Below are 16,034 nucleotides of genomic sequence, written 5' to 3'. Positions count from 1 at the left end.
CGTGACCGATCTGGGCATATCACGGGGAAAAGGGCAGTCGTTGCCGAAACCGCCATTCTACAAGCGGTTCTTTGGCTCGGTGTTTGTCTCGGTCGCGATTTATGCAATCATCGTGGGGCTGATCGCCTATGGCTCGTATGTTGGTGCTCAGGGAATGGGGTATAACTGGCAATGGTACCGGGTGCCCCAGTTCCTCTACCGCAACACAGAAATCGGCTTTGAGTGGGGTGAGATACCCATAGGGTTGGTCGCCACGATCAAATTGTCTGTCATTTCTTTCCTGTTGGCCACTGCTATTGGACTGCTGGTCGCGTTGCTGCGTCTATCCGGCCTGGTAATTGGTACGGCTGTAGCAGTTGGCTTCCTTGAACTTATCCGAAACATTCCTCTACTGGTCCTGCTATATCTGTTCTACTACGTGCTGGGTCCGATTTTTGGATTTGACCGGTATACCGCCAGTATTCTGACCTTGGCGGTGTTTCATTCGGCGCTGATATCCGAAATTCTGCGGGCTGGGATTAATGCCATCCCAACTGGTCAGTGGGAGGCGGCTAAATCCATCGGAATGACCCCCTATCAGACCTATCGTTACATCATCCTTCCGCAATCTGTTCGGTTTATGTTGCCGCCGATGACGGGCGAGGTTGTTCACCTAATCAAATCCTCGGCCATTGTCAGCGTCATTGCCGTCGCCGAACTGACCACTTTCGGACGCAACATCATATCCGACACTTACATGAGTTTTGAAATCTGGTTCACCATCGCACTGGTCTATCTGGCGGTGACCCTGATCCTGTCGATCGGCGTAAGTTATCTGGAGAAGAAATATGCCGTCGACCAATAACCACAAGAATTTAAACGGACAACAAGGAGAACCAAGATGAAGCTATCTCGCAGAATGCTCGGGGTTGCCCTGGGCGCGGTCGTGGCAACTGGCATGGCGACCTCAAGCTGGGCGCAAAGCGCAACTCAGGAACTGTCCAGCGAAAGTGTAATTGAAACGATCAAACAGGATGGGGTGATCCGGATTGGCCTATCGCTGTTTGTACCTTGGTCGATGCGTGACAAGAACGGCGATTTGATCGGGTTCGAACTGGATGTTGGCCGAAAATTGGCCGAAGACATGGGCGTTGAGGTCGAATTTGTTCCAACTGCCTGGGATGGCATTATCCCGGCCCTTGTGTCTGGTAATTTCGACGTGATCATCTCGGGCATGTCGGTGACTGCTCAGCGGAACCTGACGATCAACTTCACTGACCCTTATGCCTATTCTGGCTTGGCCATTCTGGCCAACAAAGAGTTGACTGCAGGCATGGCGCGTGAGGACTTGAACTCATCTGACGTTACCTTTGCTGCGCGTCGTGGCGCAACGCCGGCAACCGTGATTGCCAAGGCATTCCCTGAGGCTAATCTGCTGTTGTTTGATGAAGATGGCGCATCGACTCAGGAAGTGCTGAATGGCAACGCCCACGCCACAATGGCATCGCAGCCAACCCCCAACCGCGAGGCGGGGCGCAATCCGGAAACACTGGTTGTGCTTGAAGGCGAGCTGTTCGACCCGCGTGGTGAGGCGTTTGGGATGCGCAAAGGAGATCCCGACGCGATGAATTTCTTCAACAACTGGATTGCACAGAATTGGCGGTCCGGCTGGCTGGAAGAGCGCCACAATTACTGGTTTGCCACTGAAGAGTGGGCCGACCAGGTCGCCCAATAACCACTCTGACTGGGGGCGGACCCACCGCCCCCGGTCCTTATGCGGAGCGCTTTGGTGCAGGATTTCCTTAGAAAACTCAGATGGCCCGACTATGTGATTGTGGCGGTTTTGATAACCTTCTTTGGGTATATCTGGCTGTCGATCGAAGGTACGCTGAATTACAAATGGCGTTGGGAACTGATCCCAAGCTATATTGTTGGCTGGCATTCCGGGCGCGAAGAGTATTTTGCAAATCTGCTGCTGCAGGGTTTAGCAGCGACGGTTCGCATCAGCATCTATTCGGGTATTCTGGCGCTCATTCTTGGTACAATTCTGGGAATTGCACGCTGTTCGGCCAATCTGACCATACGCATGCTGGCGCGCACATACCTCGAGTTTCTGCGCAATGTGCCGCCTGTCGTCGTTGTTTTCATCTTCTTCTTTTTCCTATCTCAACAACTGATCGATGCGTTGAATCTTGAACGTTGGGCGCGCGGTATTGCACGGCAGGAAAACAACCAGATCTGGACCTTTTTCTTCGGCGAAATGCGGCGCTTTCCATCGCTTGTTTCAGGCGTGATCGTTCTAGCCCTGTTTGAAAGTGCGTTTGTCGGCGAAATCGTACGTGCCGGAATTCAGTCGATCCCGAAGGGGCAGCGCGAAGCGGCACGCTCGATCGGGATGAGCCGCATGCAGGAGCTGCGCTACGTCGTGCTGCCGCAGGCGATGAAAAAGGTTGTGCCACCGCTGGCCAACCAGTTCATTTCATTGATCAAGGACAGCTCGATCCTGTCGTTGATCTCGGTGCAGGAACTAACCTACAAAACCGTCGAACTGGTCGCCTCGTCCCGGATGATCTTCGAGGCGTGGATCACAACCGCGGCGTTCTATTTTGTTGTATGCTTTGGTCTCAGCCGCATCTTTGCGCGGCTCGAGAAGCGATCTGAAAAGCGCTAGGCTCAGGTCACATACGGACCTGAACCATACCGTCCTGCACTCGTGTTTCAAATACGCGCATCGCGCGGGTTGCTGGTGCTGAAACGGGCTTGCCGTCCCGGACATCGAATGCGCCCTGATGTAATGGGCATTCGATCACGTGGCCGTCAAAATAACCGTCGCATAAATCGGCCCCACCATGGTTACACAATGCCAGCGAGGCGTAGACTCCGCTGGGTGTATCGTACACCGCAATCATACGTGGTCCGATTTCCACGCGCGTGACCCAATTCTCTTCCAGTTTTGATACTTCGATCACATCGCGCCAGGGTTTTTCTGCTTTCATCACTCAAGCCCTCGTCTTGCGTCGCATGATCTGACGCAGAATGTCGCGATGCGCGGCCAGATAGCCGCCTTTTTCGACAAAGATGTGATCTTTCAACTTCTCGTGCAGACGGGGCAGGGCGTGGAAAGGGACCGAGGCGACATAGTGATGCTCGGCGTGATAGTTCATGTTCCAGCACAAAAAGGACATAGGTTTTGACACCAGATTGGTGCGGGTGTTTTCTGACATCTGCGCCACGGTGGGCCGCCCAACATGTTCAGTCATGCGCACAAAGCGCATCACTGGCTCACCCAGAAACAGTGGTATGATCCAGTACCAGATCAAGCCCCACCAACCGGTGACCGCCATGGCCAGCAATATCGTTGCGTAGATGGCCAACATCCGGCGCGCGTCCCAATAGACCGATTGATGTTCTTCTTTGGGAATAAATCGCAGTTCAACGTCGCTGAGTTTGCCAAAGGCATGCCGGAACAGTTCAGTGAATTTGCCGCGCCAGTAGGGTAGGGCAGATAAATACAGAAAATACTGACCAAGTGTTTTCGGTAGCGGGATCAATTCGGGATCTTCTCCGGTCAGTTGGGTATAGGTGTGATGGTCACAATGCTCGTACCGAAAGAACCGGTGTGGCAGGATGATAATCAGGCCGCAAATCTGCCCGACCAGATCGTTCAGCCAGCGGGTACGAAACACCGTGTAGTGGACACACTCATGTTGTAGTGAGAAATGGTGAACCAGGACGACGCCCTGCAGAAACATCGCGGGCCAGATCAGCCAACTGTTCCAAGCCAAGGTGATCAGAGTTGTAGTGCAGGTCAGTACCAAAATCCAAAGTGCAAGATGACGCAATCCAGGCGCGTTCGAGCGTTGCATGAATCCTTTGAGTTCTTCGCGCGTCAGTTTTCCTTCGGCCAGTGCCTGAGTCAGCGGCGTGACGATAGCTTTTGACATGTGATTTCCATGAGTTTGCCGGAGCGGGGGCCTTGCACTCTACGCGTATTCCGGCACCGGAGACGGGAGTGCTCCGCACCAAAGGACCAACTCGATCAGGTCCTATTAACAAGATTATTTCGACAGGTGATGATTCGATCAAGCCGCGATTGATCAGCTCGCGACCCTTAATCCGATATCAGGGTCGGGATATTTGAACAGGCTTGCGGCACAAGGGTATTGATCCAGAATGGTCTGCCCGTTGGGCAACCGATCCGCATGAAAAACGCCGTTGTTCCAGTGGGTCACGCCGTCAATCTCGATTGTCGGGTCGATGACATTCCAGCTGATTTCACCGGGCGCGTAGGCCCCGCAAGTGTGGAAGTGCAGGATGCGCGGGTTGCCAAAGGCAGACCCGCCCCAGCGTTCGTAGTTGTCGCGCATGTCCCAAGGATAACCACAGCCTGGGTGAATGCCTGCATGCCAGGAATGAACGAAGCTACGGTCGATACCTAAATCTCCTGCGACCCGGTCATAATGTGCTTCGGCCTTGGACGCATTGGCAGGATCGCCTTCGAAGCGAAGCAACCGCCCGTTTTCCATTATCGCAAAGACCGGGCGGTCAAATTCAATCGTATAGTCGTCATAGTATTTCGAACCTGTTCCCGTCAGAAAACTGATAGCTACGCGACCCGAGAAACTGTAAGCCGGAACAGGGGTAAAGACGGACATTGGAAAGCGCAGGATCGAGGTGTCACCTGTTGGTTTCAGGTTCATAATCGGTCTGCCACGAACATCAGTGCCCAGCGGGCAGGTCAGGCGCACCTCAGTCGATGAGTCCAGCACTGCGTTGATATCGGCCTTAAGCTCCATGAACGCATCGTGGTGGCCATTAGAAAAGCCCGAGCCCAGCATCTCTTTGGACAATGCAAAGCTGACAATAATCTTTTTGCCCTGCGGCATATCCGAAAACCGCAACTGATCCCCAAGCCGGGCAAGGAACAGAATAATGTCTGCTTCTTCGAACCGGGCCATAAGATCAGGTGTCAGATGCGGATTGTCGGGGTTAAAGCCGACATCGACGGTATCGACGGTCATTCCCAGCTTATGGGCTACTCGGCTCACGACATCTACGCATTCGGCATCGAAGTACCCAAACTCGGGCGGTTCATATGCAATCAACAACTTGTCGCCCGTAGATGCGCGTGCGCAGTTGATCAGCAGATTTAGAGCGCCCCGCTCCGGCGTCATATCAGACATCGACACATCCTGATTGCTTAGTATCTCAAATTTACGATCCGATGCGGGAGCTAATCCATTTGAAAGTATTAATGGCTCACATTAGGGTCACTAATATGATCTTGAACCTGCCCTATTCTGCATTGCGCGCCTTTGAGGCGGTCGTGCGCCATTCTGGATTTTCTCCTGCTGCCGACGAGTTAGGGGTCAGTCAGAGCGCGGTTAGTCAGCATGTCAGGACACTGGAAGAGTGGTTGGGCAGGGATTTACTCGTGCGAGGCGCGCGGCAATCGCGTCCAACCCGGGAAGGCGAACAACTAGCGCTGGCTATTGCAGATGGATTGGGACGCATATCAGAAGTGTGCGCCCAATTGCGGGACCGCACCCGCTCGGATCGAACAATAGTCATCTCATGCCTGCCTGGATTTGCTTTTAATTGGTTGTTTCCAAGGCTACTGCACTTCGATCTGGCGCATCCTGACCTTTCAATATCAATTGCGACTGACACCGGTTACCACCCGTTCTCCGGAGCGGATTCAGATATCGGTATCCGATACGGGCTTGGAGAATATCCGGGGTTGGAAGTTGATTTGTTGATGCGGGAAAGGCTGTTTCCGGTTTGCGCCCCTTCACTTGCCTCATCGCTGACAAGCATACAGGATTTGGCGCAACACACGTTGCTTGTTGATGAAAACCTCCATCACGGCACATCCAGCCCTACTTGGGAATTCTGGGCACGGCAGAGTGGCTTGACCATGCCTTCATCGCCGCGGACACGCCGATTGGGGCAGTCAAACATGGTCATTCAGGCCGCTATCGAAGGGCTGGGCGTAGCGTTAGGCCGCGAGCCATTGGTCATTGATGCACTATGTGATGGCAGGCTGGTTCGTCCGTTTTCGGAAATGACCTTGTCGCCTTTATCATATTGGCTTGTGCGACGCCCAGAGACAAAGGATAGCCAGAAGGTCAACGAGTTTCTGAACTGGATAAAAGCCGAAGCAGCAGCTCAGCCAGACTTGCCACCGCTTGCGCCAAATTCGAATTAGCCCACCTTATATCTTTTATTACCAATCCGGCATGGCGTATTGCCAATCGAATGCCATAATGCCCCTAGCCACCGGATCGACAAGGAGAGCAGCCCATGTATCTCAGGAATTGTTGGTATGTCGCCGCCTGGAGCAAGGATATCGGCCGTGAGCTGAAAGCGGAAACCTATCTGGGTGAAAATGTTGTGCTTTATCGACAGCAAGATGGCACTCCGGTCGCGTTGGAAGATGCTTGCCCACACCGTAAGCTGCCATTGTCGAAAGGGAATCTGATAGGAGACACCGTAGAATGCGGCTATCACGGGTTGACCTTCGATTGCTCGGGGAAATGCACGGATAGCCCGACACAGCGCGGGATGACGCCCCGCCGCGCGGTCGTGAAATCCTATCCGGTTGTTGATCGCTATCGCCTGCTTTGGATTTGGATGGGCGATCCCGAGTTGGCCAACCCTGATCTGATTTTCCCTATCGAGAACTTTGACAACCCAACCTGGGGCATGACCGATGGCGGCGTGATGGACATCGATTGCCACTACCTTTGGGTCTGTGACAACCTGCTTGATCCCAGCCATGTGGCCTGGGTTCACGTCTCTTCATTTGCAGGGGCCGGAACGGATGAAGAGCCCCTGAATGTTGAAAAAACCGATCGAGGCGTGATCGTTTCTCGCTGGATCGAGAATAAGCCGCCGTCGCCTTACTACTCCAAGCTGGTCGCATTTGAAGGCGAATGTGATCGCCTGCAGCATTATGAGATGTGCCTCCCAGCGATCGGATTGAACAAATCCATCTATACGCCGGTCGGCACCGGCGGCTATGACATAGACCCGGTCGAGCAGACCTTTATCAATATTTCGTACAACTTCATGACACCGATAAACGAAGATGAAACCAGATATTTCTGGTTCCAGCATCGTAATTCTGACCCTGACAATGCAGAGGTTTCGAAATTCATGAACGATGGTGCCCGGATGGCATTTATTGAGGATAAAGAAGTATTGGAAGAGGTGCACAAGGGCATGAAGAATGCAAAGACACCTCATATCGATCTAGGCCTGGATGCCGGAGCAAAGATTTATCGGCGCGTTTTGGATCGGGCGATTGAAGCTGAAACAACGGTAACAGAAAGCGCGCTAAAGCAAGCCTGATTTCTGGTTCGGGGCCGGATCGCCGGCCCCGTATCTTAGGCAGTTTCATAGATGATTGGAAACCGGCCCCCTGCAAAGGGTGCGCCGGGTTTCAAACTATCGTCATGTAGCCATTCTGTAACCGAATCCCGAGGTTCATAGGTCGCACCTTCGACAGCAAATCGAATTGCGTATCCGCGCCTGCGGCGTGTCGAAGTCCGATTGCCCATAGCCGAATGTACGGTCATTCCGTCAAAGGCGAGTGCGTCGCCTGGTTTCATGTTTTCAAAGTGGAAGATGTCATATTGGGCACGGTCGGCCTCAAAATCCGGCATGTCTATGTAATCCGGGTTATCTTCTTCCAGATAGTGCAGGAAACCACCTTGCTGATCGGTTTTGAAAGGCCGGTATTTTGCGCCCCATGCATGTGATCCACGCACAAATTCCAGTGCTCCATTGTCGGGGTCAACCGGGTCAAGTGCGATCCACATCGTCATGATCGGTCCTGCGACGGGCCAATAGGGCTGATCCGTGTGCCATCCGGTTTGGGTCCGCGTTCCCGGCTCTTTTACGAAAATCTGGTCATAGATTAACGATGTCCACGGACTGCCTGATACCTCAGCCACGCGTTGTCCGATATCCGATGTCAGGCAATAGTCCTGAAAAGTGCCGGGGTTTTCGCGCATATTTTTATACGCAAAGTATCGGTCTCCTTTTGTGACTTCGGTATCAACTGCATCCTGCAATTTGCTTAGCCAGTCGTCTGACAGGATACTTTTTAACAATACGACGCCGTCTCGCGCGTAGGATTCCTGCAGGTCCTTAAGTTCAATTGGCTTGGTCATCTGATCCATCCATTTAGTTTCCACTCCGTTTCCGGGCGGGTTCGTAAATTGGCGCGAAGCGCCGCGATCCACGTGGTGTCAGTAAGATGGAGAACTGCGGCAATTGATGATGAAACAAGGCCACCGCGACCGGGCAGACCATTTGCCAGCGAGGTTCCGGTGAAACTGTTTAATGCGGAAGTTCATGACTCACCGTACAACAATTTGGTTAAACGGCCAATAGTTTTGCGTGATGGTAAAATAATTTATTGACCGTACATTGCTTGTGGTCAATATTGGGATCACCATGCAAAAATATTCTGTGTTCTCGCTCGCCCGGAATGCACTTTCAGGGCACCGAAACTGGTCGCGGGCTTGGCGTTCCCCCCCGCTCAAAGACCAGTATGAGGTTGTTGTGATCGGTGCTGGGGGGCACGGTCTTGCGACCGCCTATTATCTCGCCAAAGAATTCGACATTTCAGACGTCGCTGTGGTTGAAAAAGGTTGGCTAGGTGGTGGCAATATCGCTCGTAATACGGTGACCATCCGATCCAATTACATGCGGGACGAGTCGATCCCCTTCTACGTCAAATCCGTCGCCATGTATGAGGGTCTGACGCACGAACTGAACTTCAACATGATGCATTCGAAGCGCACCATGGTGGATGTTGTGCAAACTTGGCCCAAGTTGCGCGAGCTCAGGCGACGGCAACTGGCGATGGATATTTACGGTTCGACTTACGAACAGATATCGGAGAACGAACTGCGTAGCAGAATACCAGCGCTGACCGGGGGCGGCCCGGATGCGCGTTTGCCTGTAATTTGCGGCATGGTGCATACGGATGCTGGCGTGAACAGGCATGATGCAGTGGCGTGGGGATATGCGCGCGCGGCTGATGCGCTTGGGGTCGAGATACACCAGCAAACCGCAATTCAATCTCTGATCCGCGGGGCTGATGGCCATATCAGCGGTGTCGAAACCAATCGCGGTACGATTCGTGCCAAAAAAGTTGTTGTCGCCGTCTCAGGTCATACCACAACGTTGACTGAAACCGTCGGGCTGAAGCTACCTTTGCGCACGATGAACCTGACGGCATTTGTGTCTGAGCCGGTGAAACCACTAGTGGACGTCATAGTGAACTGCCCTGACAGCGGGTTCTATTTCAGCCAATCCGACAAGGGTGAGATGGTGATCGGCGGTGCACCGGATATGGGTCAGAGTTTCCGACGCGATATTAAGCAGAACGTGTTTGAAGACACGGTAACCGCGATGCTTTCCCTGTTCCCGTCGTTCAAGAAACTCAAACTTATGCGGCAATGGGGCGGGCATCTGGATATTGCTCACGATGCCTCACCCATTATGGATCAGACAGACTTGCCGGGTTTGTTTGTAACAGCCGGTTGGTGGGGCGGTTACAAGGCTATCCCCGCCGGTGGGTTGACGCTTGCCCATCTGGTGGCCAAGAGCGAGCCTCATCCACTGATGTCTTCGTTTACGCTCAACCGGTTTCGCCATCTGGATTTTGTGATGGAAGCCGGGACAACCACGGCGCGTTAGGAGGGTAAGGTTCATGATGCTAATTCCCTGCCCATTCTGCGGCAAACGTAATGAAAGCGAATTTATCTTTGGAGGCGCGGTCGGTGCAGACCGCCCCGACCCGAACAGCGTTAACGACGCGGAATGGGTCGAGTATTTGACCGTGGCGCCAAACCCCTTAGGCCCAGTTCAGGAACGGTGGTGGCATGCGCGAGGCTGTAGCGAGTGGGTCACGATTTGGCGTGATACCCGGACCCATGACATTGTGGAGGCCCCAGATGACTCAGAATAACCGCTGTGCATCTGGTGGGCGGATTGATCGAAGCCGAACTCTGCGATTTACCTTCAATGGCAAATCCTATGAGGGGTTTGAAGGCGATACTCTTGCCTCGGCCTTATTGGCCAACGATGTTCGTGTCACGGCGCGCAGTTTCAAGTATCACCGCCCTCGTGGCATTGTTGGTCATGGTCCCGAAGAACCCGCGACACTGGTGGAGCTGGATGGTGAGGATGCCTCGGGGAACCGCCCGGCAACCACCGTCCCTTTGCGCGACGGGCTAAGCGCACGTTCGGTGAATTGCTGGCCATCGCCCGAGTTTGATATTGGCGGTGTAAATCAACTGCTCAGCCGTTTCATACCGGCCGGATTTTATTACAAGACGTTCAAATGGCCCAATTGGCATCTTTTTGAGCCTTCAATTCGCAAAGCTGCCGGGTTGGCTGCTGCACCGGCTCAGCCGCCATCCTCGGGGCATTTCGAAGCGCGCCACGCCCATGCTGATGTCTTGGTCGCTGGCGCAGGCCCCGCCGGACTGAAGGCAGCGCTTAAGGCAGGACGGGCGGGTAAGCGCGTATTCCTTGCCGACGAAGACTCTGAGGCAGGTGGCAGCCTGTTGAACTGCGATCTTTCCATCGACGGGCAACCTGCAATGGGTTGGGTGGAGGCTGCCGTTCTGGAGCTGCGGGGGATGGCCAATGTAACCCATTTGCAGAATGCGACCGTCTGGGCATATCGCGAACACAATTTGCTGATTGTGAATGAGCGTAATCCTGACCAGGGAAGCATCATTGAGCGTTCTTGGCGCGTGAGGGCAGGGGAAGTGGTTATCGCCACAGGCGCAACCGAACGTGCCATGGTCTTCAGCAATAACGACCGGCCCGGGGTTATGTTAGCATCCTCGGTACAGGCCTATTTCAACCGATGGGGGGTTATTCCCGGAAAAAGAGTGGTCCTGTTTACCAACAACAACAGTGCATATGCGGTCGCCTCTGATCTGATCGCGGCAGGGGTGCGGGTTGAGGCTATCCTCGACAGTCGCTCTTGCGTACCTCAGGCCGCACTGGAATTGGTGCCCGAAATCACTGTGCAATCTTCAACCGTTGTTGGAGATGTGCGCGGTCATAAAGGGGTCAAAGCAGTAAAAGCCGTTTCCTCATCGGGTTCTGTAAACTGGATTGAATGCGATTTGCTTGCGCATTCAGGGGGATGGAACCCGACTGTACATTTGTGGTCTCAATCTCGCAGCACTCTAAGGTTTGACGAAGATTTGGCTGCCTTTCTTCCTTATCAACCAGTGCAGAACTGCACAGCGGTTGGCGCTGCGGCTGGGCAACTGACACTTGATCAGATTATCGATGGGGGCGAGGAGCTTGCATATGAGATTGAGCCACTTTGGCGGGTAGACCTGCCTGGCCAGCGCGGAAAGGCGTTTCTGGATATTCAGAATGACGTGTCTGTCAGTGACGTGCATCTGGCTCTGCGTGAGGGCTATGACAATGTCGAACACGTCAAACGCTATACCACCGGCGGCATGGGTATTGATCAGGGTAAGACCGGGAATATCAACATCATCGGCACTGTTGCGATGCAAAAAGGTGTGCCGTTGCAAGAGGTCGGAACAACCACTTTCCGCTCGCCCTACACACCTGTGTCCTTCGGTGCGATCGGCGGGCTACGCGAGGATTCGGTTCTGTTCCCCTATCGGCACACGCCAGTTACCCAGTGGAACAAAGACAATGGCGCGGTCATGTATGAGGCCGGTGCGCGTTGGCGGCGCCCGGGTTATTTCCCTCAACAGGGTGAAGGCCTGCAAGACGCCGTGAACCGTGAATGCCGTGCCGTTCGGGAAGGCGTTGGCGTCTATGATGGCTCACCGTTAGGGACATTCGAGTTGAAAGGCCGCGATGTCCCGCAATTCCTGGATTTTATCTATTCTAACATGGTATCTTCGCTGACGCCCGGCAATGGTCGTTACGGGCTGATGCTATCGGATGATGGGCTGATCCTGGATGATGGCGTGGTGTTCCGGCTTGATGAACACAGATGGCTTGTTTCCACCTCTACCGGTCATGCGGATTCAATAAATCAGCATATGGAAAAGCTGCTTCAGACAGAATTCCCGGATTGGCAGGTGATGATCACAACAGTGACAAGCCAATGGAACAACGCCACGATTTGCGGCCCGCGCGCGCGCGATGTGATGCAGGCTCTTGGCACAGATGTCGACCTCTCGCCCGAGGTGTTTCCATTGATGTCTTTCAGGGATGGGACCGTCGCAGGTTTTCCCGCGCGCATCGTTCGCGTCAGTTTCACGGGTGAACTTTCCTTTGAGGTCAATGTCGCTCCACGCCACATGGCGGAGTTATGGGCCAAGGTGATCGAGGCAGGTGCCCCCTTTGGGATCCAACCGGTGGGCTCGGAATCGAGCCATGTGCTGCGTGTCGAAAAGGGTTTTCTGTCGCTGGGACACGAAGTCGACGGCACAGTGGATGCCTATGACCTTGGGATGGGTTGGGCAATGTCCAAGAAAAAGACAGACTATCTTGGCAAACGCTCGATACAGCTGCGTCGCGAAGGAAAAGCAACTCGGCGGGAGTTGGTGGGCATTCTACCCGAAGATCACAACAGGCAAGTGCCAGAAGGCGCGCCGCTAACCCCCGGAGGTCGTAAAGAGGCCACCGAAGGCCTCGTGACTGCCTGCGTCTGGAGTGTTGTGAACGATCGCTGGGTCGGATTGGCATTGCTGAAGAATGGTCATAGCCGACACGGGGAAATTGCTCATGTCCGCCTGAAAGATGAAGTGATCCCGGTCAAAATCACCAAGCCGGTGTTCCACGATCCCGACGGCAAGCTTTTGAGGTCCTGAGATGACTTATGACGTGGCAATAGTGCGCCAACCCCTAAACGCGCTGTTTGATCTCAAAGGGAGTCCAGCTGCCATTCAAAACTGGGCAGCTGATGTTCTACCTACACTGCCGGAGCGGCCGAACTCGCGGACAGGTCAAGCTTCAGTCGAATTGTATCATGTCGGGCGAAACCACTGGATCGCGCGCGCTCCGCTGGAGCAGGAAGCCGAACTGGAGAAACACCTCAGCCCAACCAATTGCCCGGCGGAAATCAGCATCGTGCGGGTTTCGGATACGCTGACATTCTTTCGAGTGGTCGGTCCGCAAGCTGACGAAGTGATGTCCATTGCGTGTCCGTTGGATATACATGAAACTGAGTTCGGCGAAGAAACCGTGACCTATACTGAATTGTTTGGCCTCAAAGCACTAATTATGCGGTGTGAAGATGGTTTTGAATTTGCCGTAGAGCAGAGCTTTGGTGATATGGCCGAGGATTATCTTTCCCGTGCCGTCGCCTAGAGGGAAAAAAGCGAATGGCACGAACACATATTCACAAATATCAAACCCGCTATCACGCTCAGGCGACCTATTCCAAGGCGATCCGGGCGCGAGGCGATTTTGTCTTCATGCAGGGCCAAGTTGGAACTTTGCTGGATGGGACACTCATCGGCGAAGATGATCCTGGTGCCCAGGCGGATCAGGCCTGCCGCAATATTCAACGCTGGATGGAAGAGGCCGGAGGTAGCCTTGCCGATGTTTGCAAGCTGACGGTCTATGTCACTGATATTTCCTACCGGCCAGCGGTTTACGAGGCAATCAACCGCTGGTTTGAAGGCGTGCATCACTGTTCGACCGGGGTTGTCGTGCAAGGTTTGGCCGACCCTTCACTGTTGGTTGAAATTGATGCAATGGCTGTGATCGACGAAGACACGGACGAAAGCGCTTGAATGGGTGGCGGTCGAGTTGTCTAGAATATCACTGTATGACAGTATGTCGAAGTGCAGCCCAGATTTAATATTAATTTGAGATGCTTACTATTCTGACTTCAATATTACCGATCTTTTTGATTATCGCGTTGGGTCTGGCACTTCGTAAAGGTGGAATTCCCAGCACCGATTTCTGGAACCTGAATGACAAGCTGGTTTATTGGGTTTTGATGCCCTGCCTGTTATTCACGAAGATCTCGTTATCGCCGTTAGATAAATCTGCGCTTGGCCTTTATTCGATGACCATATTGGGTGGGTTTTTGGCGGCGCTGGTATTTGCAGTCATCAGTGCCCGTCTGATGGGATATGCGGCACCGCAGGCGACGTCGATCTTGCAGGGAAGTGCGCGACATAACTCATTCATAGGCCTTGCGCTTGCAGCCAATCTTTACGGTCCAGTGGGGTTTGACATCGCCATTCTGGCGACAGCCATATTGGTGCCTATCACCAACATCGTCATGGTGGTCATGATGGTGGGGGCATTGAAACAGGATACTGCGACCCGATTGCCGATCGCTATCCTGCGTGAGCTTGGGCGAAATCCCTATGTCATCTCGATCCTATTGGCGATTGGGGCAAACCAGATGATCGGTGACCGCATTCCTGTTGTCCACGAGGTGGCTGACATTCTTGGGGCGGGCGCATTGCCCATTACTCTGCTGGCTGTTGGCGCAAACCTGCGTGTCCGGGCGATGGCGGCGAGTGCGCTGCCTCTAATGCTGGCTATTGTCGGCAAGATGATGGTGTTTCCGGTTGCTGCGCTATGTATCGGAATACTTGTCGGGTTACCTCAGGATGTTTTGCAGATTGCAGTGGTCTATTCCGTGGTGCCTACGGGGGCTTCATCGTACACTTTGTCCAAGCAACTAGGCGGGGACGCGCCTTTGATGGCCGCAATCGTCACGCTTCAGACCTTGATAGCAGCCGTTAGTATACCAATTTCGTTGGCGATATTGTTGCCGTTAATCGGTTAGACGAACCGAAAAATTCAACCCAATGGGTTTAGGATGTTACTGACCCATTGCGCAATATCCAGTAGCCGGGCGTCATAGCCCTTTGGCGCGACAAGCTGTATCCCTAGTGGCAGTCCATTTTGGTTGACCCCAAATGGGATGGCGATCGAAGGAACCTGCAAAAGGTTCCACATGCGCGAGAACAAGGGATCTCCGGTCGCTTCAAGGCCCACTGGGGCCGAACCTGGCGCAGACGGCACGAGAAGGGCATCGGTATCCCCAAAAATTTGTTCCAATACTAATTCGGCACGATCACGGAGGATCAGAGCATGCTGGTAATCCGCCTCGCTGATCTTTAAGCCGGCTTCGATCAGCGCATGAAATTGAGGACTGATCGCCGGCAATCCTTTTTCAAATTCATCAAGGCGTAGTCGTGCGGCCTCGTAGGCCATAATGGTATGATGTGCCGCTGTTAGGTCAGCAAGGATTGCAGGATGGGCAATTTCGCCAGAATCCGATCCTGCGGCTGCAATGGCGGACATAGCACGGGTGCAGGTGTCACGCATCTCAATCGAGCCATCCATCCAGTGTGGTCCGCGCATCAGGCTGATCCGCGGCAAACTGTCCTCAAAACGCGCTCGTTGAGGCGACTCGATGCCGCGTAGAACCGCATCGGTAAGTGCAAGATCATATGGATGACGGGCGAGTACCCCAAGCGTATCAAGGCTTGGTGACAACCCCATCACACCGAAAAGCGGGTAGCCATGGATCGTAGGGCGAAATCCATAAACTCCGCAATATGCAGCCGGTCGGATCAATGATGCCGCCGTCTGTGATCCAAAGGCCAGCGGGGCCATGAAATCAGCGACCGCTGCAGCGGAACCCGATGATGAGCCACCCGGAGTATGTTCTGGATTGTGCGGGTTCGCTGTTTTGCCGGGCCGGAAATAGGCGAACTCGGTCGTAACTGTTTTGCCGATAGGAATGGCGCCCACATCGAGAAGCATCTGAACGCAGGCCGCGTTCATTACCGGTTGTCGATTAGAATACAGGTCACTGCCCCAACCGGTCGGCATGTCATCGGTATCGATGATATCCTTGATTACGAATGGGACACCATGGAGCGGCCCGTCAGATTGCCGATTATCGGCAGCCAGTGCCCGATCCATGGCGCGATCTGCATCAAGGTACTGAAATGCCCCGAGCACAGGTTCGCGAAGTGCGATCCGTTCGAGATGTGCCTGCATGACCTCCGATGGCTTGACTTCTCTTATCCGGATCAGTCGGGCCAGGTCGT

General features: G+C 53.8%; 16 protein-coding genes. 11 read left to right on the top strand and 5 right to left on the bottom strand.

Features of this window, described 5'->3' with window-relative positions; genetic code table 11:
- Position 1 precedes the first annotated feature (1 nt).
- Genes AC2FI7_RS11145 through AC2FI7_RS11135 form a run of 3 tightly spaced genes read left to right on the top strand, consistent with a single transcriptional unit; the run spans position 2 to position 2,650 of the window.
- Entirely contained in the window at positions 2-844 is an 843-nt protein-coding gene (locus AC2FI7_RS11145) for an amino acid ABC transporter permease (protein ID WP_496816153.1), read from the top strand.
- Positions 845-880: 36 nt separating this feature from the next.
- Positions 881-1,714: a transporter substrate-binding domain-containing protein gene (locus AC2FI7_RS11140; RefSeq protein WP_010441573.1), complete on the top strand. Its 834-nt coding sequence runs from the start codon at positions 881-883 to the stop codon at positions 1,712-1,714.
- A 54-nt stretch (positions 1,715-1,768) separates the two neighbouring features.
- Positions 1,769-2,650, top strand: a complete 882-nt coding sequence (locus tag AC2FI7_RS11135; protein ID WP_496816152.1) for an amino acid ABC transporter permease — start codon at positions 1,769-1,771, stop codon at positions 2,648-2,650.
- Positions 2,651-2,657: 7 nt separating this feature from the next.
- Here the strand turns inward: AC2FI7_RS11135 and AC2FI7_RS11130 are convergent, their stop codons facing one another.
- The 3 genes from AC2FI7_RS11130 to AC2FI7_RS11120 form a co-directional block, all read right to left on the bottom strand.
- Positions 2,658-2,975: a non-heme iron oxygenase ferredoxin subunit gene (locus AC2FI7_RS11130; protein ID WP_010441571.1), complete on the bottom strand. Its 318-nt coding sequence runs from the start codon at positions 2,973-2,975 to the stop codon at positions 2,658-2,660.
- Between the two features lie 3 nt (positions 2,976-2,978).
- Entirely contained in the window at positions 2,979-3,923 is a 945-nt protein-coding gene (locus AC2FI7_RS11125) for a fatty acid desaturase family protein (protein ID WP_010441570.1), read from the bottom strand.
- Between the two features lie 153 nt (positions 3,924-4,076).
- Positions 4,077-5,162, bottom strand: a complete 1,086-nt coding sequence (locus AC2FI7_RS11120) for a hypothetical protein (protein WP_010441568.1) — start codon at positions 5,160-5,162, stop codon at positions 4,077-4,079.
- Between the two features lie 95 nt (positions 5,163-5,257).
- Between AC2FI7_RS11120 and AC2FI7_RS11115 the strand changes: the two genes are divergently transcribed.
- Complete coding sequence (locus tag AC2FI7_RS11115; RefSeq protein WP_010441567.1) at positions 5,258-6,187, top strand: LysR substrate-binding domain-containing protein; 930 nt, start codon at positions 5,258-5,260, stop codon at positions 6,185-6,187.
- Positions 6,188-6,282: 95 nt separating this feature from the next.
- Positions 6,283-7,332, top strand: a complete 1,050-nt coding sequence (locus tag AC2FI7_RS11110) for an aromatic ring-hydroxylating dioxygenase subunit alpha (protein ID WP_010441566.1) — start codon at positions 6,283-6,285, stop codon at positions 7,330-7,332.
- A gap of 35 nt (positions 7,333-7,367) precedes the next feature.
- Here AC2FI7_RS11110 and AC2FI7_RS11105 read toward each other — a convergent pair whose 3' ends face one another.
- On the bottom strand, positions 7,368-8,156 hold the full coding sequence (locus tag AC2FI7_RS11105) for a phytanoyl-CoA dioxygenase family protein (protein ID WP_120981236.1): 789 nt from the start codon (positions 8,154-8,156) through the stop codon (positions 7,368-7,370).
- Positions 8,157-8,442: 286 nt separating this feature from the next.
- Between AC2FI7_RS11105 and AC2FI7_RS11100 the strand changes: the two genes are divergently transcribed.
- From AC2FI7_RS11100 to AC2FI7_RS11075, 6 genes are all read left to right on the top strand, one after another.
- Positions 8,443-9,693 carry an FAD-dependent oxidoreductase gene (locus AC2FI7_RS11100; RefSeq protein ID WP_496833388.1) on the top strand — a complete coding sequence of 417 codons (1,251 nt, stop codon included), beginning with the start codon at positions 8,443-8,445 and terminating at the stop codon, positions 9,691-9,693.
- Positions 9,694-9,706: 13 nt separating this feature from the next.
- Positions 9,707-9,964 (top strand): sarcosine oxidase subunit delta, encoded by a 258-nt coding sequence (locus tag AC2FI7_RS11095; protein WP_010441563.1) that lies wholly within the window; start codon positions 9,707-9,709, stop codon positions 9,962-9,964.
- Complete coding sequence (locus AC2FI7_RS11090; protein WP_496833386.1) at positions 9,951-12,818, top strand: 2Fe-2S iron-sulfur cluster-binding protein; 2,868 nt, start codon at positions 9,951-9,953, stop codon at positions 12,816-12,818. Before AC2FI7_RS11095 ends, AC2FI7_RS11090 begins: the two co-directional genes overlap by 14 nt.
- 1 nt (position 12,819) lies before the next feature.
- Entirely contained in the window at positions 12,820-13,317 is a 498-nt protein-coding gene (locus AC2FI7_RS11085; RefSeq protein ID WP_010441561.1) for an aminomethyltransferase family protein, read from the top strand.
- A 14-nt stretch (positions 13,318-13,331) separates the two neighbouring features.
- Positions 13,332-13,745 (top strand): RidA family protein, encoded by a 414-nt coding sequence (locus tag AC2FI7_RS11080; protein ID WP_010441560.1) that lies wholly within the window; start codon positions 13,332-13,334, stop codon positions 13,743-13,745.
- Between the two features lie 80 nt (positions 13,746-13,825).
- On the top strand, positions 13,826-14,758 hold the full coding sequence (locus AC2FI7_RS11075; RefSeq protein ID WP_010441559.1) for an AEC family transporter: 933 nt from the start codon (positions 13,826-13,828) through the stop codon (positions 14,756-14,758).
- Between the two features lie 14 nt (positions 14,759-14,772).
- Here AC2FI7_RS11075 and AC2FI7_RS11070 read toward each other — a convergent pair whose 3' ends face one another.
- Entirely contained in the window at positions 14,773-15,984 is a 1,212-nt protein-coding gene (locus AC2FI7_RS11070; protein WP_238528788.1) for an amidase, read from the bottom strand.
- Between the last annotated feature and the right edge of the window lie 50 nt (positions 15,985-16,034).

Source organism: Ruegeria sp. YTSA064 (genome assembly GCF_059610325.1).
Note: the sequence above shows the minus strand (reverse complement) of the source record. Positions and strands in the feature narration are given on the sequence as shown.